The organism is Thalassolituus sp. LLYu03, assembly GCF_050507655.1.
Classification (GTDB): Bacteria; Pseudomonadota; Gammaproteobacteria; order Pseudomonadales; family Oceanobacteraceae; genus Venatoribacter.
Map to the genome: position 1 here is coordinate 3,456,675 of NZ_CP191496.1, position 22,231 is coordinate 3,478,905.

Genomic DNA, 22,231 nt, shown 5'->3' on the forward strand with positions numbered 1-22,231 from the left:
TCAGGTCTCCCCGCTCATCGGGTCGGGAGGTTAACCAAAAAATGCAAAATACGCTCCCGCACCTGGCATGGGAAGCGGGAAATTTCGCGTGACTTAATTGCCTCTGTCAGCGCCTCAGGGCGCAAGCTCAGCCTGATGAAGTTTAAGCCATTGCAACGCCATGATGGTGGCGGCGTTGTTGATGACGCCGTCTTCCAATGCCTGCCAGGCTTCCGCGAACGGCAGCGACACCAAGCGGATGTCTTCGTGCTCTTCTGCCAGACCGTGCAGCCCGCCCACGCCGTCGCTGTCGATCAGACCGCAGAAAATCTGCACCCGCTCACTGGTGCCACCCGGTGATACCCAGTAACGGCAAACCGGCAGCAGGCGGTAAAAGTGGCAACCGGCCTCTTCGAAAGTTTCCCGCTCCGCCACCGCTTCATAGCTTTCGCCCTCTTCCACCATGCCGGCCACCAGCTCCAGCAACCAGGGCGAGCGTTCATCAGCCAAAGCGCCGATGCGGAATTGTTCCGTCAGCACCACCACATCTTTTGCGGGATCATACAGCAGTACACACACGGCCTCGCCGCGTTCGAACAGTTCCCGCGTGAATTCCCCGGTCCAGCCACCGGCAAAGGTTTTGTGGCGCAGGCGGATTTTGTCGATGCGGAAAAAGCCCTGATAACCGGTTTCAACCCCGGCAATCTCAACGTCCTGAGGGCCAAAAGTGTCCGGAATCATGCTTGACCTACCTATATTACTGATTAAGAATATTCTTGTTTCCGCGCGTCGCCAGACAGCACGCTGTGTTGTCATCGGTGGAACAATCGGCTCAAATTTTATCCGATTTTTTCTGTTAGAATCCGGCGACATCTCCCAATTTAACTTGCTGCGAAAGGCAACTCTATGAAAAAACTGCTCTCACTGACGACTGCCCTCCTGGCATCCGGCGCAGCCTGTGCGGCGGATCTGAGCACCATTTATCAGCAGGCCGCCAGCAATGACGCGGAAATCGCAGCAGCCCGCGCGACCCGTGAAGCAGACGCCTACAACGTAACCATCGCCCGTGGCGCCCTGCTGCCACAGGCTCAGATTTCTTACAGCCACACCGAAATCAGCTCAGATCTGGAAGGTGCGGTGGTAACCGGCGGCTCTGCCGTATCCATTGAAAGCGATTACAGCCGCGATGTACTGCAACTGTCGGCCTCCCAGACCCTGTTCAATCTGAACAGCTGGTACACCTATCAGGCGGCACGCACCGGTGATGAAGCTTCCGCCCTGCAACTGCAACTGTCTGAACAACAGCTGCTGATGCGCACCGCGCAGGCATACTTCAACGTGCTGCGTGCGAAAGACAACCTGTCGACTGCTCAGGCTGAAGAAAAAGCGGTTAAACGTTCTCTGGAACAGACCAAACAACGTTTCGATGTGGGCCTGATCGCCATCACCGACGTGCACGAAGCACAGGCCAGCTACGACCTGTCTTACGTAAACCTGCTCGGTATGGAAGCGGCACTGGATATTTCTTACGAAGCGCTGGAACAGCTGACTGGCCAGCATTTCGATGCGGTATCACCACTGCGTGATGACGTGTCCATGGAAATGCCGGCCCCGGCCAATGTGGATGAATGGGTAAGCTCAGGCATGGAAAAATACGCCGGCATTCTGCTCGCAGAAGCCAGCAAAGACGCCGTACGTCTGCAGCGTAACGCCACCCGTTCCAACCATGCACCGACTGTGACCCTGACCGGCGCTTACCTGAGCGGCGATCAGAGTTCTGTCGACAGCAATGGCGATCCGTACAACGGTGACATTACCCAGATCGGTGTGGAAATCTCCATGCCGCTGCTGGCCGGTGGTTCTCTGTACGGTCAGACCAAGCAGGCGGCCATGAACTTCGCCGCGGCCGACTATCAGCTGGAACAGCAGCGTCGTGAAGCCAAGCAGAACATCCGCAGTCTGTTCCGTCAGGTGAAAACCGACGTACTGAACGTGAAGGCCCGTAAACAGGCCATCACCTCTGCCAAAAGCGCGCTGGAAGCCACTGAGACTGGCTATAAAGTGGGTACCCGCAACATCGTTGAAGTGCTGAACGCGCAGAAAAACGTGTTCAGTGCGCAGCGTGACTACGCCAACGCCCGTTACGATTACATCATCAACCTGCTGACGCTGAAGTTCTACGCCGGCACCCTGAACGAAGCCGATATTCAGCAACTGAATACCTGGCTGGCCGCTGCCTGATCCGGTAAGCGCCCATAAAAAAACCGCAGCCTGAGCTGCGGTTTTTTTATGTCTGCCAATCAGCGCCTGCACGGGGTGCGAAGCGCTGCCGGCACAGGATCAGAAGCTTACTTCCAGACCCAGACCGTAGTACTGAGCGTTCAGGCTCTCGTCGTCAGACTCTTCGCTGGTCACATAAGCGAAGGTTTTCGCAGTTTTGGCCAGCTTGTAGTCAGCACCCAGAGAGTAGCTTACGCCACCTTCTTTCTTGATATCGGACGCGCCGTACTGAGCTTTCAGGGTAACGTCGCCGTTCAGTTTGTAAGCGGCAGATGCCATCCAGCCATCAACGCTGTCGGTGCCATCCACATCCTGAGTTTCCCACAGAGCACCCAGCTGCACAGCACCCAGAGTGTACTGAGCAACCACACGGCCCAGATCGGTACCTTCAGCTTTCACGTCAGTGTCGTAGGCATAGGCCAGATACAGACCGTTCAGGGTGTAGGCCAGAGACGCAGACACACCGTTGTTGGTTTCTTCGTCTTCGCTGTTGATGTGATCAACGGCAACTACAACACCCGCCAGACTTGGAGAAGTGTACTGAACGCTGTTTTCTTTACGGTTTTCACCAGACGCGCTGATGACGTTTTTGATGTCGCCCTGCAGATCGTTGAACAGGTCAACTTTGCCTTGAGACAGTTTGAACGGGGTATCGAACACACCGAACTGAACAGTACCGAAACCACCCTTCACACCGGCAAAGGTATTGCGCTGGGTCAGGGTTGACTTGTAATTAAATTTGTCTTCTTCAGCGTTATCAACTTTTCCACTCAGGGTTTTAGAGCCGTTATCAGCAAACACTTCAACTTCAGCCTGATAAATCACGCTCAGGCCGTTTTCCAGAGCAACGTTGCCTTTCAGACCCAGACGGGACGCGTTGGAGTTCAGCTGGCTGAAGTTGCCGGCATCCTGCTGTTGCACGAATTCCTGAGTCAGGTTCAGCTTGCCGTAGAATTCTGGTTTTTCTATTTCGATGGTCTCGGCCTGAACAGCGAACGGGGCAGTTACAGCCAGAGCTAATGCGATTTTTTTCATAATTAGTTCCCAATCAATGTCATGCAAAAAGAAGCCGGGGGCCGGGGAAACAGAGGTCTCAAATCCGGTACTGGCTGAATACGTGACAATCTTGTTTCAGCTACGTTACAGAAATATGACATCACTGCAGTTTTATTTCACTTTGATGGCATTTTCATGACAAGGACTAAAACGACCTGTTTCTTCCACTAATCATTAAAGACGCTCCAATCATGACGTCCAGTGTATCGCGCGCAATAAAAAAGCCCGCGCGGCGGATGCCGGGCGGGCTTTTTCACGACAGGCCATCAGTCCTTACGGGCTGCCTGCTGTTCGATTTCATTCAGCGAACTGTGACGAACGTCGGTACCTTTCACCAGGTAAATCACCTGCTCAGAAATGTTACGCGCGTGGTCGCCGATACGTTCGATGGCGCGCAGAATCCACAGAATATTGATCGCCTGACCAATTGAGCGCGGATCTTCCATCATGTAGGTGATCAGTTCACGCAGCGCAGATGCATACTGCTGGTCGACCAGCTTGTCGTTACGCACCACTTCCACCGCGCCATCCACATCGTGACGGGCGAACGCGTCCAGCGCACCAGAGATCATTTTCACCACTTCAGCGCCCATATAACGCATGGCTTGCTGACACAGCTGAGCGTTGGCACTTTCGCCGACTTCCAGCGCATGGAAAGCGATTTTGCTGGCTTCATCACCGATACGCTCAAGGTCGCGCACCACGCGGGAAACCGCCAGCACCATGCGCAGGTCGGATGCCGCTGGCTGACGACGTACCAGAATCTGGGTGCATTCATGGTCGATGGTCACTTCCAGCTTATCCACTTCGTCTTCACGGCGGATAACGTCGTCGGCCATGCGCGTATCGCCACTGCAGATGGCTTCTACGGCGTTGGCAACCTGACGCTCGACCAGACCACCCATGCCCATCATGTGGTTGCGGATGGCTTCCAGATCAGCGTTGAACTGGCCGGAAATATGCTGGTTAAAATTCATTTCCATCTGACGTCCCCTTAACCGAACCGGCCGGTAATGTAGGCTTCTGTTAATGAGTGCTCCGGCGTGGTGAACACCTGATCGGTTGGATTCACCTCAATGAGTTGCCCCATGTGGAAGTACGCCGTGCGCTGAGACACCCGGGCAGCCTGCTGCATCGAGTGGGTAACGATCGCGATGGTGTAATTTTCACGCAGCTCGTCGATCAGTTCTTCAATTTTAGCAGTTGCAATCGGATCCAGTGCGGAACACGGTTCGTCCATCAGAATAACTTCCGGATCAACCGCAATGGTACGTGCAATACACAGACGCTGCTGCTGACCGCCGGACAGACCGGTACCCGGTGCGTGCAGGCGATCTTTTACTTCGTTCCACAGACCAGCGCGCTGCAGACTTTTTTCCACGATTTCATCGAGGTCGACACGGGAATGCGCCAGACCGTGAATGCGCGGGCCGTAGGCGATGTTGTCGTAAATCGATTTCGGGAACGGGTTCGGCTTCTGGAACACCATACCCACGCGGGCGCGCAGCGGTACCACATCCACTTTCGGATCGTAGATGTTCTCGTTGTCGAGTTCTATGGCGCCTTTCACATGACAGATGTCGATGGTGTCGTTCATGCGGTTCAGGCAGCGCAGGAAGGTCGACTTGCCGCAACCGGACGGACCGATCAGGGCAATCACTTCGTTGGAGCCGATATCCAGGCTGACATCAAAAATCGCCTGCTTTTCGCCGTAAAAAACATCCACACTGCGTGCAGTCAGCTTTGGCTGTTCTACCAGAGGTGCACCGCAGGTTTTGTGGTTTTCAATAATGGCCATAATTCTTTAATCCAAATCTGAAATTCGTTACCAATTACCAGCGACGCTCAAGACGACGACGCAGCATCACAGCGGCGGTGTTCATCACCACCAGGAATCCGAGCAGCACAATAATGGCGCCGGATGTGCGCTCCGTAAACGCGCGTTCAGGGCTGTCGGACCAGAGGAAAATCTGTACCGGCAGAACCGTGGACGGGTCGTTAATGAAACCCGGAACGTCCACCACGAAAGCCACCATACCAATCATCAGCAGCGGTGCGGTTTCGCCCAGCGCCTGCGCCATACCAATGATGGTACCGGTCAGCATGCCCGGCAGCGCCAGTGGCAGCACGTGGTGAAACACCACCTGCATCTTGGACGCGCCCAGACCAAAGGCCGCTTCGCGGATCGACGGCGGCACTGCTTTAATCGCTGCACGGCCGGAAATAATAATGGTCGGCAAGGTCATCAGGGTCAGCACCAGACCACCCACCAGCGGGGTGGAACGGGCAACACCGAAGATGTTGATGAAAATCGCCAGACCCAGCAGACCGAAGGTAATGGAAGGCACCGCCGCGAGGTTGTTGATGTTGATTTCAACAAACTCGGTGATTTTGTTACGCGGGGCAAATTCTTCCAGGTAAATCGCCGCTGCGACACCAATCGGGAAGGACAGCAGGAAGGTCACCATCAGGGTCAGGAAGGTGCCTTTAATGGCACCGTGAATGCCGGCCAGTTCCGGTTCACGCGAATCACCGTTGGTGAAGAACAGGGTATTGAAACGGGTGCTCAGGGTGCCATCAGCAACCCATTGCTCGAGCCATTCCAGTTCTTTGTCCGACACCATCGCCGAATGGAATTCCGTACCACGGTCGTGTTTGAACCACTGATCGACTTCGTCATCGGCCAGCAGATCGATAGAAATTGTCTGGCCGATCAGTTTCGGATCGGCCTGCACCATTTCCATCAGATGCCAGGAAGCACCGGCACTGACCATAGAGAACAGATCACGGCGCTCGTTGCGGCCTTCCGGTTTCATCCATTCTTTCAGATGGTTTTTGATCAGGCCTTCAAAATCGGCGTTGCGGATTTCCTGCTCTTCCGATTTTTTGTTAATGCCCAGATAGTCGCCATCCACCAGAATTTCGGTGTGGATAACGGTCTGGCGGAAAGACGACAGACCCTGCGACAGAATATTGCCGAACAGCACTACCAGGCACAGCAGACCAAAGAGTACCGACAGCAGACCATAAGCACGGAAGCGTTTTTCCGCCGCACGGCGGCGCTTCATGCTCTTTTCTACTTTTTGACGGGTAGTCACAGATGTCTCAGTCATATTGTTCCCGGTATTTCTGCACAATTTTCAGCGCGACGTAGTTCAGCGCCAGCGTGACAAGGAAGAGCACCAGACCCAGCGCGAACGCCGCCAGCGTCTTCGGCGAATCGAATTCCTGGTCGCCGACCAGCAGGGTTACGATCTGCACGGTCACCGTGGTCACGGAATCCAGCGGGTTAGCCGTCAGGTTAGCGGCCAGACCGGCAGCCATGGCCACGATCATGGTTTCACCAATGGCACGGGAAACGGCCAGCATCACAGCACCGACAATACCCGGCAGCGCCGCCGGAATAACCACCTGCGCCACGGTTTCACTGCGGGTAGCGCCCAGCCCGTAGCTGCCATCGCGCAGCGACTGCGGCACCGCGTTGATCACGTCATCGGACAGCGATGACACGAACGGAATAATCATGATGCCCATCACCAGACCCGCGGCCAGCGCGCTCTCGGACGACACCGCCAGACCAATCGATTCACCACCGTGACGAATCAGTGGCGCCACCGTCAGCGCGGCGAAGAAGCCGTACACCACGGTCGGGATACCGGCCAGAATTTCCAGCGCCGGCTTGGCGTAAGAACGGACACGCGGGGTCGCGTATTCCGACAGATAAATCGCTGACATCAGACCAACCGGTACTGCAATGATCATGGCGATGGCAGAAATCAGCAGCGTACCGGTGAACAAGGGAACCGCACCGAAGCTGCCGGACGAACCGGACTGGTCGGCACGCAGAGCGATCTGCGGTGACCAGACGGTGCCGAACAGGAATTCGATCGGGCTGACCTTGCCGAAGAACATCCAGGCTTCGTACAGCACAGACGCCAGAATGCCCAGCGTGGTCAGTACCGCGATACCGGAACTGGCAAACAGCATACGGCGGACGATGCCTTCTACTTCCGAGCGGGCGCGCATATCGGCCTTGATGCGGCGATAAATCAGCGCCAGACCGGCGATGGCCAGACACAGAATCATGGCGGTATTGAGCAGACTGCTGCGAGACTGCAGCGCCTTCAGGTGCTCAACCGCAGGCTCCAGCTCAGGGGCCGCTGTCACACCCGAGCCGATGGCCAGGTTGTGCACTTTGCTGATGGCCAGCTGAATGTCGGCGGACGTGCCATTGCGTACTGCGTCCGGCAGTTGGGCAACCAGCAGATGATCAATAACCGGTGCTTCCATCAGAGCCCACAGCAGCAACAGCAGCAGAGGGGGCAAACCGGTCCAGAGTGCCATCAGGGCACCGTAGTGAGTAGGCAGAGAATGCATGCGCATCCCCTGACTGGCGATGGCGCGCGCGCGGTTACGCCCCAGCAGATAGGCTCCGCCGAGAAGAATAAGCACTGCGATTATCAGGCTACTGTAATTCATGAATCTGAGGTCTGGTTGCTAAGTTTGTGACACGCAAAAGCCGAGGCAGGCCTCGGCTTTTGCTGCGGGTCGGCAGACGCGCGTATTACTTGGCGTTCAGCGGGATCAGACCTTTAGCGATCTTAACCTGCTGCTTGTAGGCATCCTCGGTCAGAGGAATCATGCCTTTGTCTGCCAGGTAACCGTCTTCGCCCATCGCACGCTCAGAGGTGAACTCGTTCAGGTATTCCTGAATACCCGGGATCACACCTACGTGAGCTTTCTTCACGTAGAAGTACAGTGAGCGGCTTACCGGGTAATCACCGGAAGCGATGTTGTCGAAGGTCGGCAGTTTACCGTCAACGGTAGAGCCCTGCACCTTGTCTGAGTTCTGTTCCAGGAAGCTGAAGCCGAAGATACCGAATGCATCCGGGTTAGCGACCAGTTTCTGTACGATCAGGTTGTCGTTCTCGCCTGCTTCGATGTAAGCGCCGTCTTCACGCAGACCCTGACATACTGCCTGGAATTTCTTCTCGTCAGTTTTCTTCATCGCTTTGATGAATGGGATCTCGGAACAGCCGCCTTCCATTGCCAGTTCAGCGAACGCATCACGGGTACCGGATGTTGGTGGTGGGCCCAGAACTTCAATTTTCTTGGCTGGCAGAGCCGGGTTCACGTCTTTCCAGGTTTTGTACGGGTTAGGAACCAGCTTCTCAGAACCGTCGGTCGCAGGAACCATCTTGGCCAGAGCCAGGTACATGTCCTTACGGGTGATGGTCATGTGTGGCGCTTTGGCAGAGTTAGCGAAGGTGATGCCGTCGAAACCGATGGTCACTTCAACGATGTCTTTAACACCGTTTTTCGCACACAGTTCGATTTCAGATTCTTTGATACGACGGGACGCGTTGGTGATGTCCGGAGTTGCATCGCCCACACCGGAACAGAACAGTTTCAGACCGCCGCCGGAACCGGTGGATTCCACTTTAGGGGTACGGAAGTTAGAGGCTTTACCGAAACGCTCAGCCACCACAGTGGAGAACGGATACACAGTAGAAGAACCTACAATGCTGATGTAATCACGCTCGGCCTGAGCCGTAGCACTTACTACAGAGGCCAGCAGAGCTGCACCGGTTAACAGAGCTTTTTTCATCGTCGTTTCCTGTTTTGTAGTTTCAGCCAGTGGCCGTAACACCTTGGATTGGATGCCCTGCATTATTGGATTGCAATGTTACAGAAATATGACAACCCGCAGTATTGTTACACCCGAATGACACTTGTGTGACACCACAAACCGGGTCAAAACCCGCGCCAGCAGCCGCTTCGTCAGGAATGACGGGTTATCCTTTGCGCCCATCGCCGCTATAATCCGCGCCCGTCTTCTCCCGCAGCGATCGCCATGAAAAACGCCCTGCATCTTATCAACCGTTTCACCCGCCTGTGCGGTCATGCCATCCGCTGGCTGGCCCTGTTTATGGTGCTGATTTCCTGTGCAGTGGTGATTCTGCGCTACAGCTTCGACATGCCTTCCATTGCCCTGCAGGAGGCGGTGATGTATCTGCACGCCTCGCTGTTTATGCTGGGCTCGGCCTACACCTGGCAGCAGGGCGGCCACGTGCGGGTAGATGTGTTCTACCGCAACTGGTCGCCGGCGCGGCAGGCGCTGGTCGACCGCCTCGGCATTCTGCTGTTACTGGTGCCCTTCTGCCTGTTCATGCTGTGGATCAGCTGGGAATACGTCGCCACGGCCTGGGCCATTGGTGAAAAGTCACCGGAATCTGGCGGCCTGCCGCTGGTTTTCCTGCTGAAAACCCTGATTCTCGCCCTGCCGGCCCTGATGCTGGTGCAGGCCGTGGCCGAGCTGGGCAACACCTTTACCCATCACAAAGACCCCGAAGACCTGCACGCCGACCAGGAGACCCACTATGGCTGAGTTAATGCCGCTGCTGTTATTTGCGGTGATCTGTCTGGTGCTGATGGCCGGCTTTCCGGTGGCCTTTACACTGGCCGGTACGTCCTTGCTGTTTGCCGGAGTTGGTCTGCTGACCGGTACGCTGGACGCTGCCTTCCTGCACGCCCTGCCGAACCGGGTGTTCGGCATTCTCAGCAACCAGATTCTGATTGCCGTGCCGCTGTTTGTATTTATGGGTGTGATGCTGGAAAAATCGCGCATCGCCGAACGTCTGCTGCGCAACATGGGCCTGCTGTTCGGTCCGGTGCGCGGCGGTCTGGGCTTTTCGGTGGTGCTGGTCGGCATGCTGATGGCGGCCAGTACTGGCATCATCGGCGCCACCGTGGTGACCATGGGCCTGATTTCTCTGCCGACCATGCTGCGTCAGGGCTACAGCCCGGCGCTGGCCACCGGCAATATCTGCGCGACCGGTACGCTCGGGCAAATTATTCCGCCGTCGACAGCGCTGATTATTCTGGGTGATGTGCTGTCGAGTGCGTATCAGCAGGCGCAGCTGAAGATGGGCATCTTCAGTCCGGAAACCGTCTCCGTGGCCGACCTGTTTGTCGGCGCCATCGTGCCCGGCCTGATCCTGGTGCTGGCCTACCTGCTCTATATCGGGGGCGTTGCCCTGTTCCGGCCACAAGCTGCCCCCGCAGTCAGTGACCGTCCACCGCTGGACATGGCGTTTATTGCCGAACTGCTGAAAGGCCTGCTGCCGCCGCTGGCACTGATCATCGCCGTACTGGGGTCGATTCTGGCCGGCATCGCCACGCCGACGGAAGCGGCCGGTATCGGTGCCGGTGGCGCCATGCTGCTGGCCATTGCCTACGGCGAGTTCGACCTTAAGCGGCTGCGCGAGGTGATGGACGCCACCGTGCAGGTGACCAGCATGGTGTTCATGATTTTTGTCGGTGCGGCGCTGTTTTCGCTGGTGTTCCGCGGTTTTGGCGGCGAAGAACTGGTGCACAGTGTGTTTTCGGACCTGCCGGGTGGCCTGTTCAGCGCCATGCTGATCGTGATGCTGGTGATCTTCCTGCTCGGCTTCATTCTCGACTTTATCGAGATCACCTTTGTGGTGGTGCCGATTGTCGCGCCTGTGCTGCTGATGTTGGGTGCCGACCCTGTGTGGCTGGGCATTATGATTGCCATCAACCTGCAGACCTCGTTCCTGACACCACCGTTTGGCTTTGCGCTGTTTTACCTGCGCGGTGTGGCGCCCGAATCTGTGCCGACGCGGACCATCTACAGAGGCGTTATCCCATTTATTCTCATTCAGCTGTTAGTACTGGTTTTATTGGCCGCAATGCCGCAATTGGCCACCTGGTTGCCAGACAGGCTCTACGGCTAGTCATAAAGTCGTATTGTCTTTGGGTGTGCTGGTTACGGAAAACCAGTACACTCCGCACAAAATAATTCTAAGCCCGGTTAACACCATGAATGATCAGCTTGAGGCCCGTGAAGACTGCGAGCCAACCCCGGATGGCGAGCTTACGCTGCGCCTGATTCCGACCCGAAACGACACCAATGTGCATGGCGATATCAGTGGTGGCTGGGTGGTTGCCCAGATGGATCACGCCGCCGAATGCGTTGCCAGCCGCATCGCTCAGGGCCGCATCGCCAACGTCGCGCTGGAGTCTGTGGTGTTCATGTCGCCCATCCGCATTGGCGCCGCTGTGTGTTTCTACACCCGCCTGCTGGATATCGGCTCATCGTCCATCCGCATCGCCATTGAAGTCTGGACCCAGAACCCGAACGAAAACGTGCGCCGCAAAGTCGTGGATGCCGTATTCGTCTACGTTGCCATCGACGAGCAGGGCCGCATCCGTCGCGTTCCGCGCTGAGCATCTTCCGGGCTCAGGATGCAGCGACAAAAAAGCCGGCGAAGTGCCGGCTTTTTTATTGTGCTCAGAAAACCCTGCTCAGCCGTCAGTCCAGCCCCATGGCCTTCATCACCACGTGCTGTTTCACAGGCAGCAGCTTGTCGAACAGGCGCATGCCTTCGTTGCGCAGCAGACGTACCAGCGGCAGGTCGGAGCCAAACAGCTGCTTGAAGCCTTCCATCACAGCCATGGTCGCGAGGTTATCCGCCTGACGGCGGCGCTGATAACGACTGAGCACCAGCTCTGAGCCAATATCCAGCCCCTTGGCCTGCGCGCGCAGGATTTCTTCAGCCAGAGTTTCGGCATCTTTAAAGCCCAGATTCACACCCTGTCCGGCCAGCGGATGAATGGTGTGCGCGGCATCGCCGGCCAGCACCACGCCTTCGCACCAGTAGTCTTTGGCGTGACGCTGACGCAGCGGGAAGCGAGCCTTCGCCGAGCTTTCCAGCACCTTGCCCAGCCGGCCTTCAAAGGCAGCGCTTAAGGCATTGTTGAAGTCGTCGTCACTCAGCGCCAGCACCTCATCGGCTTCTTCGGGAGAAGTCGACCAGACGATGGACGCCAGATGCGGATCCTGCGCCAGTGGCAGAAACGCCAGCGGCCCCTGCGGACGGAAACGCTGCCAGGCGGTAGCCTGCAACGGCTGCTCACAGCGCACGGTGGCGACAATGGCGTGATGGCCATAATCCCATTCCCACGCTGGCAAACCCGCCCACTGACGGATACGCGACAGCGCGCCGTCGGCACCCACCACCAGCTTGGCCAGCAGGGTTTCACCGTTATTCAGCACCACAGGGGTGAAGCCTGCGTCGTTGCGGTTGTCGATGTAACGCACCGGCTCGGCGACGATATCAATGGCCGCTGCGGCAACGCATTGCTGCAGCGCCCACAGCGTCTGTTTGTTTTCGACGATATGACCCAGCGCCGGCACATGCAGATCAGCGGCGCTGAAGGTCACAGAACCTGTGCCTTCGGCATCCCAGACTTTCATAGCGGTATAGGGGCTTAAGGCATTTGCCGGAATCTTCTGCCAGGCGCCAAGACGGCTTAAGAAGGCCTGACTCTTGGCCGTCAGCGCCGACACTCGCAGATCAATGTCCGCCAGTTCTGCGCCAAAGGCCGGGGCATCCGCACGGTACGCCGGATCCACCAGCGCAATGCGCAGGCCCTGTTCACCTTGCGCCAGTGCCGCCGCAATGGCCTGGCCAACCAGACCGGCACCGACAATCACCACATCGTATTGCATATTTATTCTCCGTCCGCCGGGATCAGCGCATGGACATCGGCAGCGCGCTGCCCGAGCCCCATGGCATGGCGGGTAAACAGTCGGCGCGTCACCGGCATGGCTGCCAGCGCCAGCAGACCAGCGTCACGCAGCACGCTGACCACGGCCGAATCGCTGGCAAACACTTTCGGCAGCAGATCGCTGGCACCAATGGTATTGCGCTGATCGGCTTGCTGCTGGCGTTCGTAGGCCTGCAGCAACGCCAGATCGCCCAACGCCTGACCTGAAGCCCAGGCGCGGTTTAAATGTTCGGCCAGTACCGCGGTGTCACGCATGGCCAGATTGAATCCTTGTCCGGCTACCGGGTGCAGGCTGTGCGCGGCGTTGCCGAGCAGCACCAGCGAGCGGCGCACCTGTTCTTTGCTTTTGACCAGCGACAGCGGATACGCCGCGCGCTCACCGGCTTTAAGCAGACGCCCAAGACGATAACCGATCTGAGTTTGCAGACGGGCGAGCAAGGCGTCGTCATCCAGCGCCATGACGCTATCAATCACGTCGTTGTTCAGCGTCCACACCACGGCATAGTCGTGGCTGTTGAGCGGCAGAAATGCGATAGGGCCGTCGTGGCTGAAGCGTTCGTAGGCCCAGTGACCGTGAGCGCGGTCGGTGCGCACCTGAGTGACCAGCGCATGCGTACCATAGGCGATGCGTTCATGCTGAATGCCCAGCTGCGCCGCCAGCGCCGAGCGCGCACCGTCGGCCATGATCAGCAAACCGGTCTGCAGCTGACTGCCATCGGTAAAGGTGAGCAGCGCGCCAGCGACATTCATCTGCACCTGAGTGACTTCCGCCGGCGCCATCACGGTCACGCCCGGCTGTTTAAGATCGCGCAGCAGGCCCTGACCAATCACGGCATTTTCGACGATGTAACCCAGAGCGTCGGTATTCTGTTCACTGGCGTGCAGGTGGGTCTGGCCGAAGCGGCCCTGATCCGACACCTGAATATGCTCGATGGCACAGGCGCGCGCCGCCATGTGTTGCCACACGCCCAGACGTTGCAACATCTGCTGCGTGCCGTAAGACAGCGCAGTAGCGCGACCGTCGAAACTCGGCGGGCGCTGGCTGATGTCACCATCCCAGTTGAGCGGCTGACGGTCGATCAGCGTCAGGGTCAGCCCACGGGCCAGCGATGGCCTGAGCAGGTGAACCAGACTGGCACCGGCCATGCCGGCGCCCAGTACCACGATGTCCGAGTGCGCAATCGGGTTGCTCATTGTCCGTCCTCAGCCGGCCATTAAGGCTTCAATGGCATCGACGTCTTTCACCACACCACGGGTCAGCACGTTGCAGCCGGTTTTGGTGACCACCACATCGTCTTCAATACGGATGCCGATGCCACGCCACATAGGGTCAACCGTTTCGTCATCCGGCGCGATGTACAGGCCCGGCTCAATGGTCAGCACCATGCCTTCTTCCAGCAGACGCCACTCGCCGTCGATGCGGTATTCGCCGACGTCGTGCACGTCCATGCCCAGCCAGTGACCGGTTTTGTGCATATAGAACTGACGGTAGGCCTGTTCTTCGATCAGGGTTTCTTCGTCACCACTGAGCAGACCATACTGCACAAGACCCGCCACCAGCACTTTCACCGCCGCCGCGTGCGGATCGTTCCAGTTATTTCCGGCTTTAACCGCATCGATGGCGGCATAGTTGGCGTCCAGCACCAGCTGATACAGCTTGCGCTGTGGCTCGGTAAATTTGCCATTGGCCGGGAAAGTACGGGTAATGTCAGAGGCGTAGTAATCCAGCTCACAACCGGCGTCGATCAGAATCAGATCGCCGTCTTTGATCTCGGCATTGTTGTGGGTGTAATGCAGGATGCAGGCGTTTTCGCCGGTGCCCACAATCGACGGATACGCCGGCCAGCGCGAACCGGCGGCCATAAAGGTGCGCATCAGTTCGGCTTCCAGCTCGTACTCGAACATACCCGGCTTCACCATCTGCATGGCGCGGGTGTGAGCATCGGCGCTGATGTCACAGGCGCGTTGCATCAGGGCGATTTCGGCCGGTGATTTGATCAGACGGATCTCGTGCAGCAGATGATCGAGAGCGCTGAACTCGCGCGGCGGCGTGGCGCCGTTACGCACCTGAGTCTTGATGTGGTTCACCCACTGCATCAGCTGGTTATCGAATACCGGGCTGACGCCCAGACTGGCGTACACGCGGTCTTTGCCTTCAATCAGCCCCGGCAGGATGTCGTCTATATCACTGATCGGGAAGGCGTCGTCACAACCCAGCACATCCGGTGCGGCTTCCGGACCAACGCGGCGGCCGGTCCAGATTTCTTTCTCTTTGATTTTCTCTTCACAGAACAGCACGTACTCACCGTGCTCACGGCCCGGAATCAGCACCACCACGGCGTGCTCTTCAGCAAAGCCGGACAGGTAATAGAAATCGGAATCCTGACGGAACGGATGCTCAACGTCACGGTTACGCACGGTCACCGGTGCCGACGGCACAATGGCGATGCTGTTCGGGCTCATCAGGTCCATCAGCTGACGGCGGCGTTTGGCGTACTCACGGGAATCCAGTTTCATATCAGCCTCTGTGCTGTGAATGAGTGCTTAGTGCAGGGTTTTCGGCGCGGCTTGCGCCTGCTGGTTCATGGCGTAGAACACGGTCAGCGCCGCCACACGGGCATGCTCAGCCAGTTCCAGATACAGCATTTCGTTCTGCGGGTCTTGAGGATCTTCGAGCTGCGCCTGAGAGAAAGCATCCAGATCCTGCAGCACTTCCATGACGTCGTCCGGCACCTTGCCCTGAACCTTGCCCGATGCGCCGAAGCCGTCGAGGAAGCCTTTGCTCCACTCGGCCAGACATTCGACCTGCTCTTCAATGTCGGCGTCTTCGTCGGCTGGCAGCAAGAGTACGAAATCCATCGCATCACCGGCCATACCGCGCAGCACGTCCTGATAAAAATCGTTCAGGAAGGCCGCCAGCTTATCGGACGGTGCGTCTTCCAGTTCCAGATAATCCTGCGCTTCCTGCAACCAGGTGCTTTTATCCAGACGTCCGCCCGCCGCCAGATAGCCGGCCAGCCAGCCTTGCAGCGCGGAGGGAGTCTGATAGCAGCCGGCTTCGACCCAGAGGTCGGCGGCCACATTAAAATCGATGTTCATAGCAGTACCGGTTCTACACAAAGGCGACATTCTAACACCGACGGCGCCGGGTTTTCTCTGCCCGTCATCTTTGACCTGCAATCACAGCAACTGGCCGGACACCACATTGACCATCAGGTCAGCCGCCTCTTATATTAAGCCGATTCTCACCGACCGCGGGACGGCAATGCAAAACCCTGAACTCCAGAACCTGCAGCGCAAAATTGAAAAGCTGCTGAGCGTGCATGCGACGCTGCGTGAGCAGAACCGCCAGATGCGTGCGGCCGAAGCCGAGTGGCAGGCGGAGCGCGCCAAACTGATGCAGCAGAACGAAATTGCACGCCGAAAAGTGAATGAAATGATCACCCGCCTGCAGACGCTGGAGCGTAACAGTGGCTAATTCTCCGAAGACCCTTGAACTCACTATCCTCGACCGCGAGTACCGGGTGAACTGCCCGGACGGTGCCGAAGAGAAACTGCGCGATGCCGCCCGTTACCTGAACGAGAAAATGCAGGAGATCAAACAGGCCGGCGCCGCCACGGGTAAGGTGCTGGGCACCGACCGTATCGCCGTGATCGCAGCGCTCAACATTGCCCACCAGCTGCGCGAAGTGGAAAGCCAGCAGCAGGGCCTGAATCAGGATGTGCGCCAACTGCACGCGATGATCGACGACGCCCTCGATCAGGACCTTCAGCTCGAACTGTAACGCCACCCGGCGTTACAAAATCCCCGTTTTTTCAGACCTATCTCTGTTATAATGCATCCGCTCTCTGGGGTGTTTGCCAGCTGATAAAGTCCTGAGCCGATGCATTTTTTTATGGAAGGTTTCACTCGCTGATGTGCGCATGTCCGCTCGACGGAAAGCCTGATTCAGTGTCTGGCCTGCCACCTTGGACCACAGGGTTCAAGGTCTTTATTTACGGCAGCGGCACAATGGAGAGCTCCTTATTCCTTTCTGCAGAAGCCGCGCATGAATAAACCGGAAATCCGCCGGGCCATACGCCAACGCCGCAATCAGCTCACCCGTCGTCAACGCCAGCAGGCTGCCAGACAGCTGCTTCACACCCTGCGTCAGGCTCCGCACTTTCAATACGCATCGCGCATCGCGCTGTACCTGACCAACGACGCCGAAATCGACACCGCCATTCTGCTGCGCGATCTGCAACGTCGCGGACGGCAAATTTTTCTGCCGGTTCTGCACCCTCTGAAAAAAGGACACCTGAGTTTTCTGCCGTACCAGCGTCACACCACCATGGTGAAAAACCGCTTCGGTATCAGCGAGCCGTCATTCCGCCACACCAAAGCCACACCCACCCGTTTTCTCGGGCTGATCTGCATGCCTCTGGTGGCGTTTGATGGCACGGGTAACCGGCTCGGTATGGGCGGCGGCTTCTACGACCGTACCCTGATGTTCATGCGCAAAAGCGGACACAAACCGGCACTGATCGGCCTGGCCTACGAATTACAGAAATGGGATGAACTGCCGGCTGAGCCGTGGGACATCAGGCTCAATGGCATTGCAACAGAACGGACGCTTTACCGCTTCGGATAATCCCGCTCGCTGACGTTAGGGTGCAGCCCGCAATCAGCGGATGCTGTTTTCCATGGTCATGAGCGCGGCAGGACGTGCCGGTTCACTGGTCAGTGTGGTCACCGCAGCACCGATGAGCACCACGACCGTCAGAAGGATCAGAATATCTGGCTTATTCATTGTTATTATTCTCCACGACAAACAACTTCGGAGTCGCCATACAGGCTCCAGCATTTTTTACCCGGTCTTAGGCAATTGCCTGAGACGCCCCAGCAATTAGCGGACCATTAATACGGGAAAAGTATGAAATACTGGTTACTGAAATCCGAGCCGGACACCTTCAGCTACGACGATCTGGCGAGCGCCCCGGACAGGCGCACAGTATGGGACGGCGTGCGCAATTATCAAGCACGTAACCTGCTGCGCGATGAAATAAATCCGGGCGACTTCACATTTTTTTATCATTCCAGCTGTAAAGAGCCAGCCATCGCCGGAATTTGCCGGGTCACCCGCACCGGCCTTGCAGATCCGTCGGCGTTTAACCCGGGTTCGCCCTACTTCGATGCCAAGTCGGATCCGGACAATCCGCGCTGGATTACCATCGAAGTGGAAGCGGTTCATGCCCTGAATCCGGTCGTCACACTGAAGGCAATGCGCCAGGACAGCGCACTGCAAGAGATGGCACTGCTCAACCGCGCCCGCTTATCGGTGCAACCGGTGACCGAGCAGGAATGGGATCACATCATGAGCCTGACGCGCACGGTATGAGCGGCAAACCCATTCTTCCGATCGTGGTAACCTTTGAGGCCAACACCGCGCAGCGTCTGTGCGGCTGCCGCCGCTGCACTAGCCGCCCATGGGCCGATGAACACTGCAGCGCAGTGGTTGAACATAGGGCGAAACAAAAACAGCTGGTGTGGTTATGCAGTTGCCGCGGCAGCCTTGCATACCCGTACTGCGATGGCACGCACAACCCAAGAAATTCGATGAGTATCTGGCAGGCCGTTAAAGCAATAACGGCCGGTTGGTTCAGACGGCGCTCGCCTGATGAGCGGCGCCCATGATGCGGTAGACCTGTTGGAACAGGTCGGCGGTGTCCAGCAGAGACGTGCCGGACACGATTTGTCCGTTTTTGATTTCCCAGAAGGTCGCGGCATGCAGCGCGACCATTTTATCGACCGGCTGAAATCCCATTAATGGCTTGATCAGTGAGCCGCAAAACGTCGACTGAGTGACCACGCGATTGCCTTCACAGACAATCTCTTCCACCGATATCGAGAAGTCTTCCATGCTGTCGCGGATTTTGCCGATCAGCGCACCCATGTCTTCGATGCCCATCGGCATATTCACCATGCTGGCGTAATACGTAAAGTCACGGGCCAGCAGCGAGCGGGCGAGATTAAACCGACCCTGATTCCAAGTCAGCTCAATAAAATTGCGCACCAGCTTTTTGTTTGTTTCGACGCTGTCTGTCATGCCGTCTCCCAATCTGCCGTCCTGGCGATAATTGTCCACCTGCATCCATTGGCTGCATGGTAGGGAGAGGATACGGATAAAGTTAGGACATTAAAGGACAAAGGGACCAGAGGGGACATTCCGGTCCTGAGCGGTCAATTGAGCCACTCTTTCATCGTGGCGTAAATTTCAGCCTGTAACGCCGGCGACTCGTTCACCAGATGATGCTGACCACCCGCGATCATTTTCAGCCGCAGATTCGGAAATTTAGCCTGCAGCACCCCGAGGTTGTAGCGCCAGTCCACCGTCTGATCGGCATCCCCCTGCACGATATTCACGACCAGCTCCGACGCCGGTAACGCTTCGATATAGGGTATCCATTTTTTCAGTGCGCCGACCCAGCGTACGCTCAGGTAATGCGGCTGCAGCGGATCGGTCTGGGCGATAAACCGCAGAAACTCGCTGTCGGCCGAATTCGGATTAAATTTGCGCTTGATGCGGCGCACAAAAAGACTGGCGATGGTATGCACCATACGACCACTGCGCCAACCTTTCGGGCGCACTAAGGGCGCCATCAGGCAAATCTCGCGGAATGGTGAGAGCGCCGGCGTCAGTTGCCGTTTCAGCAAATAATTCATCAGAATCGCACCGCCTGTGCTCTGGCCGAAGGCATAGACAGGCGCCGGCAGAAATTCCTGCACTTTCTGCAGCACCTGACTGAAGACGGAATCGTATTCCTGAAAGCTGCCGATTGATGCCCGCTCGCCACTGGACAACCCATGCCCCGGCAAATCAAAGGCAACCACGTTCAGCCCCTGCGCCAGACAAAAGCGGATCAGCGAACCGTAAATCCCCAGATGATCGTAGTAACCGTGCACCAGCAGCGCAGTGCCGGTTGCGGACGGGTGACGGAACACCTGCACAGCAATCTGGTGGGTATCAATCGCCATCATACCGGCCGAGTGAACCGCAGCTCCCGCCTCAGCAAACTCAAGACCGTAGGTCGCGCAATACTGCTGCCACTGGGAACCAGCCATCGGTTGCTGACTGCTCCAGTCCATGACGGGCAACTCGGAAATCACACCATTACGGGTCCAGCTCATCCTGACTCCTGTAGGCACGTTGCACTGACGATAAAAAACTCAGCATATAGTAGCAGAGAAAAAAGACGAGCCGTCTGTTCAGGGTTTTCAGCCAAGAGTCGTACGTATTTCTGCGCACAGGAAGACAGGCGATCAGATTTTAAACAGCTTTTCGGCAAAGCAAAGACCGGGAGAACGGAAAGTAAAAACGACAGCGAAACGCCGTCGTTTATATTGCCACCGAACGTTCAGACGATGCCAGCGAGCTGACCATACGGAAACCAAGTGCTTCTGACACGGATAAAAGTGGCGCCGAAGCGACCCTCATTCCACTCACGTAATCCGTAGATTACAGGGAGTAATACCTGTCGAACTCTATTGGGTCTGATTAAGAGTTGTGTTCTGAACACACAGAATCCGCAGTTTCTGATAAGAATAAAAAAGGGCCGCCGAAGCGACCCTCTTTCCACTAACGTAATCCGGAGATTACAGAGAGTAGACCATGTTGAACTCTACTGGGGCCGGTTAATAGTTGTGTTCACGAACGCACCGAACCCGCAGTTTCTGACAAGAATAAAAAAGGGCCGCCGAAGCGACCCTCTTTCCACTAACGTAATCCGGAGATTACAGAGAGTAGTACATATTGAACTCTACTGGGGCCGGTTAATAGTTGTGTTCACGAACGCACCGAATCCGCTGTTTCAGGCAGGCACAAAAAAGGACGCCGAAGCGTCCTTTTCATTACTGCTATCTGATAATCCGAAGATTACAGAGAGTAGTACATGTCGAACTCTACTGGGTGAGTAGTGTGCTCTACACGGTAAACGTCTTGCATTTTCAGATCGATGTAAGCGTCGATCATGTCCTGAGAGAACACGCCGCCTTCGGTCAGGAACGCGCTGTTGGCTTTCAGGTTGTCCAGAGCTTCGCGCAGGGAACCACAAACCTGTGGAATCTGTGCTGCTTCTTCTGGCTCCAGATCGTACAGGTCTTTGTCAGCTGCATCGCCTGGGTGGATCTTGTTCTTAACGCCGTCGATACCAGCCATCAGCATGGCAGCGAATGCCAGGTATGGGTTAGCCATCGGATCCGGGAAACGAGCTTCGATACGCTTGCCTTTTGGAGACGCAACGTAAGGAATACGGATAGAAGCAGAACGGTTACGGGCAGAGTATGCCAGCATTACCGGGGCTTCGAAGCCTGGGATCAGACGCTTGTAAGAGTTGGTGGACGGGTTGGTGAACGCGTTCAGTGCTTTAGCGTGCTTGATGATACCGCCGATGTAGAACAGAGCAGTGTCAGACAGGCCAGCGTAGCCGTCACCAGCAAACTGGTTCACGCCGTCTTTCCAGAAAGACTGATGAACGTGCATACCAGAACCGTTGTCACCAACGATTGGCTTAGGCATGAAAGTTACGGTTTTGCCGTAAGCGTTAGCAACGTTGTGAACAACGTACTTCAGCATCTGAACTTCGTCAGCTTTCTTAACCAGAGTGTTGAAACGTACGCCGATTTCGTTCTGACCAGCGTTCGCCACTTCGTGGTGGTGAACTTCTACGTCCAGACCGATTGCCATCAGGGTGTTACACATGGCAGCACGGATGTCGTGGTGGCTGTCTACTGGTGGTACTGGGAAGTAACCGCCTTTAACGCGTGGACGGTGACCCAGGTTGCCGCCTTCCATCACTTCTTCAGTAGCCCAGGCGCCTTCGGAAGAGTTGATCTTCACGAAGCAGCCTTGCATGTTCTGACCCCAACGGATGTCATCGAACATGAAGAATTCTGGTTCTGGACCGAAGAAAGCGGTGTCGCCCAGACCGGTAGACTTCAGGTACTCTTCAGCACGACGTGCTACAGAACGTGGGTCGCGGTCGTAACCCTGCATAGTTGCTGGTTCGATGATGTCGCAACGCAGAACCAGAGTAGAGTCTTCAGTGAATGGATCCATGAAGCAGGTAGAATCGTCCGGCTTCAGAATCATGTCGGATTCGTTGATGCCTTTCCAGCCAGCGATGGAAGAACCGTCGAACATCTGTCCGGTTTCGAAGAAATCTTCAGAAACGTAGGAGGCAGGGATAGTAACGTGCTGTTCTTTGCCTTTGAAGTCAGTGAAGCGCAGATCAACCCACTTCACATCATTCTCTTTGATCATATTCAGAGTGTTCTCTGACATTG

At 56.6% G+C, this 22,231-nt stretch carries 24 protein-coding genes and 1 other RNA gene; 10 read left to right on the forward strand and 15 right to left on the reverse strand.

Annotation, left to right across the window (positions count from 1 at the left end; all coding sequences use genetic code 11):
- Positions 1 to 114: 114 nt before the first annotated feature.
- Positions 115 to 720 carry an NUDIX domain-containing protein gene (locus ACQUQU_RS15405; RefSeq protein ID WP_430460589.1) on the reverse strand — a complete coding sequence of 202 codons (606 nt, stop codon included), beginning with the start codon at positions 718 to 720 and terminating at the stop codon, positions 115 to 117.
- Between the two features lie 165 nt (positions 721 to 885).
- Between ACQUQU_RS15405 and ACQUQU_RS15410 the strand changes: the two genes are divergently transcribed.
- Entirely contained in the window at positions 886 to 2,220 is a 1,335-nt protein-coding gene (locus tag ACQUQU_RS15410; RefSeq protein WP_430460590.1) for a TolC family outer membrane protein, read from the forward strand.
- 99 nt (positions 2,221 to 2,319) lie between these two features.
- Here the strand turns inward: ACQUQU_RS15410 and ACQUQU_RS15415 are convergent, their stop codons facing one another.
- From ACQUQU_RS15415 to ACQUQU_RS15440, 6 genes are all read right to left on the reverse strand, one after another.
- The gene (locus tag ACQUQU_RS15415) at positions 2,320 to 3,294 is read right to left on the reverse strand and encodes a porin (RefSeq protein WP_430460591.1); all 975 of its coding nucleotides are present in this window, start codon (positions 3,292 to 3,294) and stop codon (positions 2,320 to 2,322) included.
- Positions 3,295 to 3,581: 287 nt separating this feature from the next.
- Entirely contained in the window at positions 3,582 to 4,298 is a 717-nt protein-coding gene (gene phoU / locus ACQUQU_RS15420; RefSeq protein ID WP_430460592.1) for a phosphate signaling complex protein PhoU, read from the reverse strand.
- Between the two features lie 11 nt (positions 4,299 to 4,309).
- On the reverse strand, positions 4,310 to 5,113 hold the full coding sequence (gene pstB / locus ACQUQU_RS15425) for a phosphate ABC transporter ATP-binding protein PstB (protein ID WP_430460593.1): 804 nt from the start codon (positions 5,111 to 5,113) through the stop codon (positions 4,310 to 4,312).
- Between the two features lie 34 nt (positions 5,114 to 5,147).
- Positions 5,148 to 6,428 carry a phosphate ABC transporter permease PstA gene (gene pstA / locus ACQUQU_RS15430; RefSeq protein WP_430460594.1) on the reverse strand — a complete coding sequence of 427 codons (1,281 nt, stop codon included), beginning with the start codon at positions 6,426 to 6,428 and terminating at the stop codon, positions 5,148 to 5,150.
- Positions 6,421 to 7,794, reverse strand: coding sequence for a phosphate ABC transporter permease subunit PstC (pstC, locus tag ACQUQU_RS15435; protein WP_430460595.1), 1,374 nt, complete (start codon positions 7,792 to 7,794; stop codon positions 6,421 to 6,423). The genes pstA and pstC overlap by 8 nt, the downstream gene beginning before the upstream one ends.
- 85 nt (positions 7,795 to 7,879) lie before the next feature.
- The gene (locus tag ACQUQU_RS15440) at positions 7,880 to 8,923 is read right to left on the reverse strand and encodes a PstS family phosphate ABC transporter substrate-binding protein (RefSeq protein ID WP_430460596.1); all 1,044 of its coding nucleotides are present in this window, start codon (positions 8,921 to 8,923) and stop codon (positions 7,880 to 7,882) included.
- 246 nt (positions 8,924 to 9,169) lie between these two features.
- On the opposite strand from ACQUQU_RS15440, the gene ACQUQU_RS15445 reads away from it, so the two are divergent.
- The 3 genes from ACQUQU_RS15445 (at position 9,170) to ACQUQU_RS15455 (ending at position 11,565) form a co-directional block, all read left to right on the forward strand.
- Complete coding sequence (locus tag ACQUQU_RS15445) at positions 9,170 to 9,703, forward strand: TRAP transporter small permease subunit (RefSeq protein WP_430460597.1); 534 nt, start codon at positions 9,170 to 9,172, stop codon at positions 9,701 to 9,703.
- The gene (locus ACQUQU_RS15450; protein ID WP_430460598.1) at positions 9,696 to 11,072 is read left to right on the forward strand and encodes a TRAP transporter large permease; all 1,377 of its coding nucleotides are present in this window, start codon (positions 9,696 to 9,698) and stop codon (positions 11,070 to 11,072) included. The genes ACQUQU_RS15445 and ACQUQU_RS15450 overlap by 8 nt, the downstream gene beginning before the upstream one ends.
- 85 nt (positions 11,073 to 11,157) lie before the next feature.
- On the forward strand, positions 11,158 to 11,565 hold the full coding sequence (locus tag ACQUQU_RS15455; protein WP_430460599.1) for an acyl-CoA thioesterase: 408 nt from the start codon (positions 11,158 to 11,160) through the stop codon (positions 11,563 to 11,565).
- An 85-nt stretch (positions 11,566 to 11,650) separates the two neighbouring features.
- On the opposite strand, the gene ACQUQU_RS15460 is transcribed toward ACQUQU_RS15455, so the two are convergent.
- From ACQUQU_RS15460 to ACQUQU_RS15475, 4 genes are read right to left on the reverse strand one after another with little or no spacing between them, the layout of a single operon-like run.
- Positions 11,651 to 12,850, reverse strand: coding sequence for a UbiH/UbiF/VisC/COQ6 family ubiquinone biosynthesis hydroxylase (locus ACQUQU_RS15460; protein WP_430460600.1), 1,200 nt, complete (start codon positions 12,848 to 12,850; stop codon positions 11,651 to 11,653).
- A 2-nt stretch (positions 12,851 to 12,852) separates the two neighbouring features.
- Positions 12,853 to 14,103, reverse strand: coding sequence for a 2-octaprenyl-6-methoxyphenyl hydroxylase (ubiH, locus tag ACQUQU_RS15465; protein ID WP_430460601.1), 1,251 nt, complete (start codon positions 14,101 to 14,103; stop codon positions 12,853 to 12,855).
- Between the two features lie 9 nt (positions 14,104 to 14,112).
- Positions 14,113 to 15,426 (reverse strand): Xaa-Pro aminopeptidase, encoded by a 1,314-nt coding sequence (gene pepP, locus ACQUQU_RS15470; RefSeq protein ID WP_430460602.1) that lies wholly within the window; start codon positions 15,424 to 15,426, stop codon positions 14,113 to 14,115.
- Positions 15,427 to 15,453: 27 nt separating this feature from the next.
- Positions 15,454 to 16,008, reverse strand: a complete 555-nt coding sequence (locus ACQUQU_RS15475; RefSeq protein ID WP_430460603.1) for a UPF0149 family protein — start codon at positions 16,006 to 16,008, stop codon at positions 15,454 to 15,456.
- A gap of 166 nt (positions 16,009 to 16,174) precedes the next feature.
- On the opposite strand from ACQUQU_RS15475, the gene ACQUQU_RS15480 reads away from it, so the two are divergent.
- From ACQUQU_RS15480 to ACQUQU_RS15495, 4 genes are all read left to right on the forward strand, one after another.
- Positions 16,175 to 16,387 (forward strand): TIGR02449 family protein, encoded by a 213-nt coding sequence (locus tag ACQUQU_RS15480; protein ID WP_430460604.1) that lies wholly within the window; start codon positions 16,175 to 16,177, stop codon positions 16,385 to 16,387.
- Positions 16,380 to 16,694 carry a cell division protein ZapA gene (locus ACQUQU_RS15485; protein WP_430460605.1) on the forward strand — a complete coding sequence of 105 codons (315 nt, stop codon included), beginning with the start codon at positions 16,380 to 16,382 and terminating at the stop codon, positions 16,692 to 16,694. The genes ACQUQU_RS15480 and ACQUQU_RS15485 overlap by 8 nt, the downstream gene beginning before the upstream one ends.
- A gap of 58 nt (positions 16,695 to 16,752) precedes the next feature.
- Positions 16,753 to 16,932: non-coding RNA, 6S RNA (ssrS, locus tag ACQUQU_RS15490), on the forward strand.
- A 26-nt stretch (positions 16,933 to 16,958) separates the two neighbouring features.
- Positions 16,959 to 17,540, forward strand: a complete 582-nt coding sequence (locus tag ACQUQU_RS15495; RefSeq protein WP_430460606.1) for a 5-formyltetrahydrofolate cyclo-ligase — start codon at positions 16,959 to 16,961, stop codon at positions 17,538 to 17,540.
- A 33-nt stretch (positions 17,541 to 17,573) separates the two neighbouring features.
- On the opposite strand, the gene ACQUQU_RS15500 is transcribed toward ACQUQU_RS15495, so the two are convergent.
- On the reverse strand, positions 17,574 to 17,699 hold the full coding sequence (locus tag ACQUQU_RS15500; protein ID WP_430460607.1) for a hypothetical protein: 126 nt from the start codon (positions 17,697 to 17,699) through the stop codon (positions 17,574 to 17,576).
- Positions 17,700 to 17,822: 123 nt separating this feature from the next.
- Between ACQUQU_RS15500 and ACQUQU_RS15505 the strand changes: the two genes are divergently transcribed.
- Both ACQUQU_RS15505 and ACQUQU_RS15510 read left to right on the forward strand, forming a co-directional pair.
- Positions 17,823 to 18,287 (forward strand): EVE domain-containing protein, encoded by a 465-nt coding sequence (locus ACQUQU_RS15505; RefSeq protein WP_430460608.1) that lies wholly within the window; start codon positions 17,823 to 17,825, stop codon positions 18,285 to 18,287.
- Positions 18,284 to 18,583, forward strand: coding sequence for a CDGSH iron-sulfur domain-containing protein (locus ACQUQU_RS15510; protein WP_430460609.1), 300 nt, complete (start codon positions 18,284 to 18,286; stop codon positions 18,581 to 18,583). Before ACQUQU_RS15505 ends, ACQUQU_RS15510 begins: the two co-directional genes overlap by 4 nt.
- Here the strand turns inward: ACQUQU_RS15510 and ACQUQU_RS15515 are convergent.
- From ACQUQU_RS15515 to glnA, 3 genes are all read right to left on the reverse strand, one after another.
- A complete protein-coding gene (locus ACQUQU_RS15515; protein ID WP_430460610.1) occupies positions 18,549 to 18,995 on the reverse strand; it encodes an ester cyclase in 447 nt (148 codons plus the stop codon). The two genes, ACQUQU_RS15510 and ACQUQU_RS15515, sit on opposite strands and share 35 nt — an antisense overlap.
- Before the next feature lie 134 nt (positions 18,996 to 19,129).
- A complete protein-coding gene (locus ACQUQU_RS15520; protein ID WP_430460611.1) occupies positions 19,130 to 20,077 on the reverse strand; it encodes an alpha/beta hydrolase in 948 nt (315 codons plus the stop codon).
- Between the two features lie 745 nt (positions 20,078 to 20,822).
- On the reverse strand, positions 20,823 to 22,229 hold the full coding sequence (gene glnA, locus ACQUQU_RS15525; RefSeq protein ID WP_430460612.1) for a glutamate--ammonia ligase: 1,407 nt from the start codon (positions 22,227 to 22,229) through the stop codon (positions 20,823 to 20,825).
- Between the last annotated feature and the right edge of the window lie 2 nt (positions 22,230 to 22,231).

What these genes read in the sequence shown, in the direction of transcription:
- ACQUQU_RS15405 (WP_430460589.1), bottom strand. Translation starts at nt 720, where the DNA reads ATGATTCCGGACACTTTTGGCCCTCAGGACGTTGAGATTGCCGGGGTT.
- ACQUQU_RS15410 (WP_430460590.1), top strand. Translation starts at nt 886, where the DNA reads ATGAAAAAACTGCTCTCACTGACGACTGCCCTCCTGGCATCCGGCGCA.
- ACQUQU_RS15415 (WP_430460591.1), bottom strand. Translation starts at nt 3,294, where the DNA reads ATGAAAAAAATCGCATTAGCTCTGGCTGTAACTGCCCCGTTCGCTGTT.
- phoU (WP_430460592.1), bottom strand. Translation starts at nt 4,298, where the DNA reads ATGGAAATGAATTTTAACCAGCATATTTCCGGCCAGTTCAACGCTGAT.
- pstB (WP_430460593.1), bottom strand. Translation starts at nt 5,113, where the DNA reads ATGGCCATTATTGAAAACCACAAAACCTGCGGTGCACCTCTGGTAGAA.
- pstA (WP_430460594.1), bottom strand. Translation starts at nt 6,428, where the DNA reads ATGACTGAGACATCTGTGACTACCCGTCAAAAAGTAGAAAAGAGCATG.
- pstC (WP_430460595.1), bottom strand. Translation starts at nt 7,794, where the DNA reads ATGAATTACAGTAGCCTGATAATCGCAGTGCTTATTCTTCTCGGCGGA.
- ACQUQU_RS15440 (WP_430460596.1), bottom strand. Translation starts at nt 8,923, where the DNA reads ATGAAAAAAGCTCTGTTAACCGGTGCAGCTCTGCTGGCCTCTGTAGTA.
- ACQUQU_RS15445 (WP_430460597.1), top strand. Translation starts at nt 9,170, where the DNA reads ATGAAAAACGCCCTGCATCTTATCAACCGTTTCACCCGCCTGTGCGGT.
- ACQUQU_RS15450 (WP_430460598.1), top strand. Translation starts at nt 9,696, where the DNA reads ATGGCTGAGTTAATGCCGCTGCTGTTATTTGCGGTGATCTGTCTGGTG.
- ACQUQU_RS15455 (WP_430460599.1), top strand. Translation starts at nt 11,158, where the DNA reads ATGAATGATCAGCTTGAGGCCCGTGAAGACTGCGAGCCAACCCCGGAT.
- ACQUQU_RS15460 (WP_430460600.1), bottom strand. Translation starts at nt 12,850, where the DNA reads ATGCAATACGATGTGGTGATTGTCGGTGCCGGTCTGGTTGGCCAGGCC.
- ubiH (WP_430460601.1), bottom strand. Translation starts at nt 14,103, where the DNA reads ATGAGCAACCCGATTGCGCACTCGGACATCGTGGTACTGGGCGCCGGC.
- pepP (WP_430460602.1), bottom strand. Translation starts at nt 15,426, where the DNA reads ATGAAACTGGATTCCCGTGAGTACGCCAAACGCCGCCGTCAGCTGATG.
- ACQUQU_RS15475 (WP_430460603.1), bottom strand. Translation starts at nt 16,008, where the DNA reads ATGAACATCGATTTTAATGTGGCCGCCGACCTCTGGGTCGAAGCCGGC.
- ACQUQU_RS15480 (WP_430460604.1), top strand. Translation starts at nt 16,175, where the DNA reads ATGCAAAACCCTGAACTCCAGAACCTGCAGCGCAAAATTGAAAAGCTG.
- ACQUQU_RS15495 (WP_430460606.1), top strand. Translation starts at nt 16,959, where the DNA reads ATGAATAAACCGGAAATCCGCCGGGCCATACGCCAACGCCGCAATCAG.
- ACQUQU_RS15500 (WP_430460607.1), bottom strand. Translation starts at nt 17,699, where the DNA reads ATGAATAAGCCAGATATTCTGATCCTTCTGACGGTCGTGGTGCTCATC.
- ACQUQU_RS15505 (WP_430460608.1), top strand. Translation starts at nt 17,823, where the DNA reads ATGAAATACTGGTTACTGAAATCCGAGCCGGACACCTTCAGCTACGAC.
- ACQUQU_RS15510 (WP_430460609.1), top strand. Translation starts at nt 18,284, where the DNA reads ATGAGCGGCAAACCCATTCTTCCGATCGTGGTAACCTTTGAGGCCAAC.
- ACQUQU_RS15515 (WP_430460610.1), bottom strand. Translation starts at nt 18,995, where the DNA reads ATGACAGACAGCGTCGAAACAAACAAAAAGCTGGTGCGCAATTTTATT.
- ACQUQU_RS15520 (WP_430460611.1), bottom strand. Translation starts at nt 20,077, where the DNA reads ATGAGCTGGACCCGTAATGGTGTGATTTCCGAGTTGCCCGTCATGGAC.
- glnA (WP_430460612.1), bottom strand. Translation starts at nt 22,229, where the DNA reads ATGTCAGAGAACACTCTGAATATGATCAAAGAGAATGATGTGAAGTGG.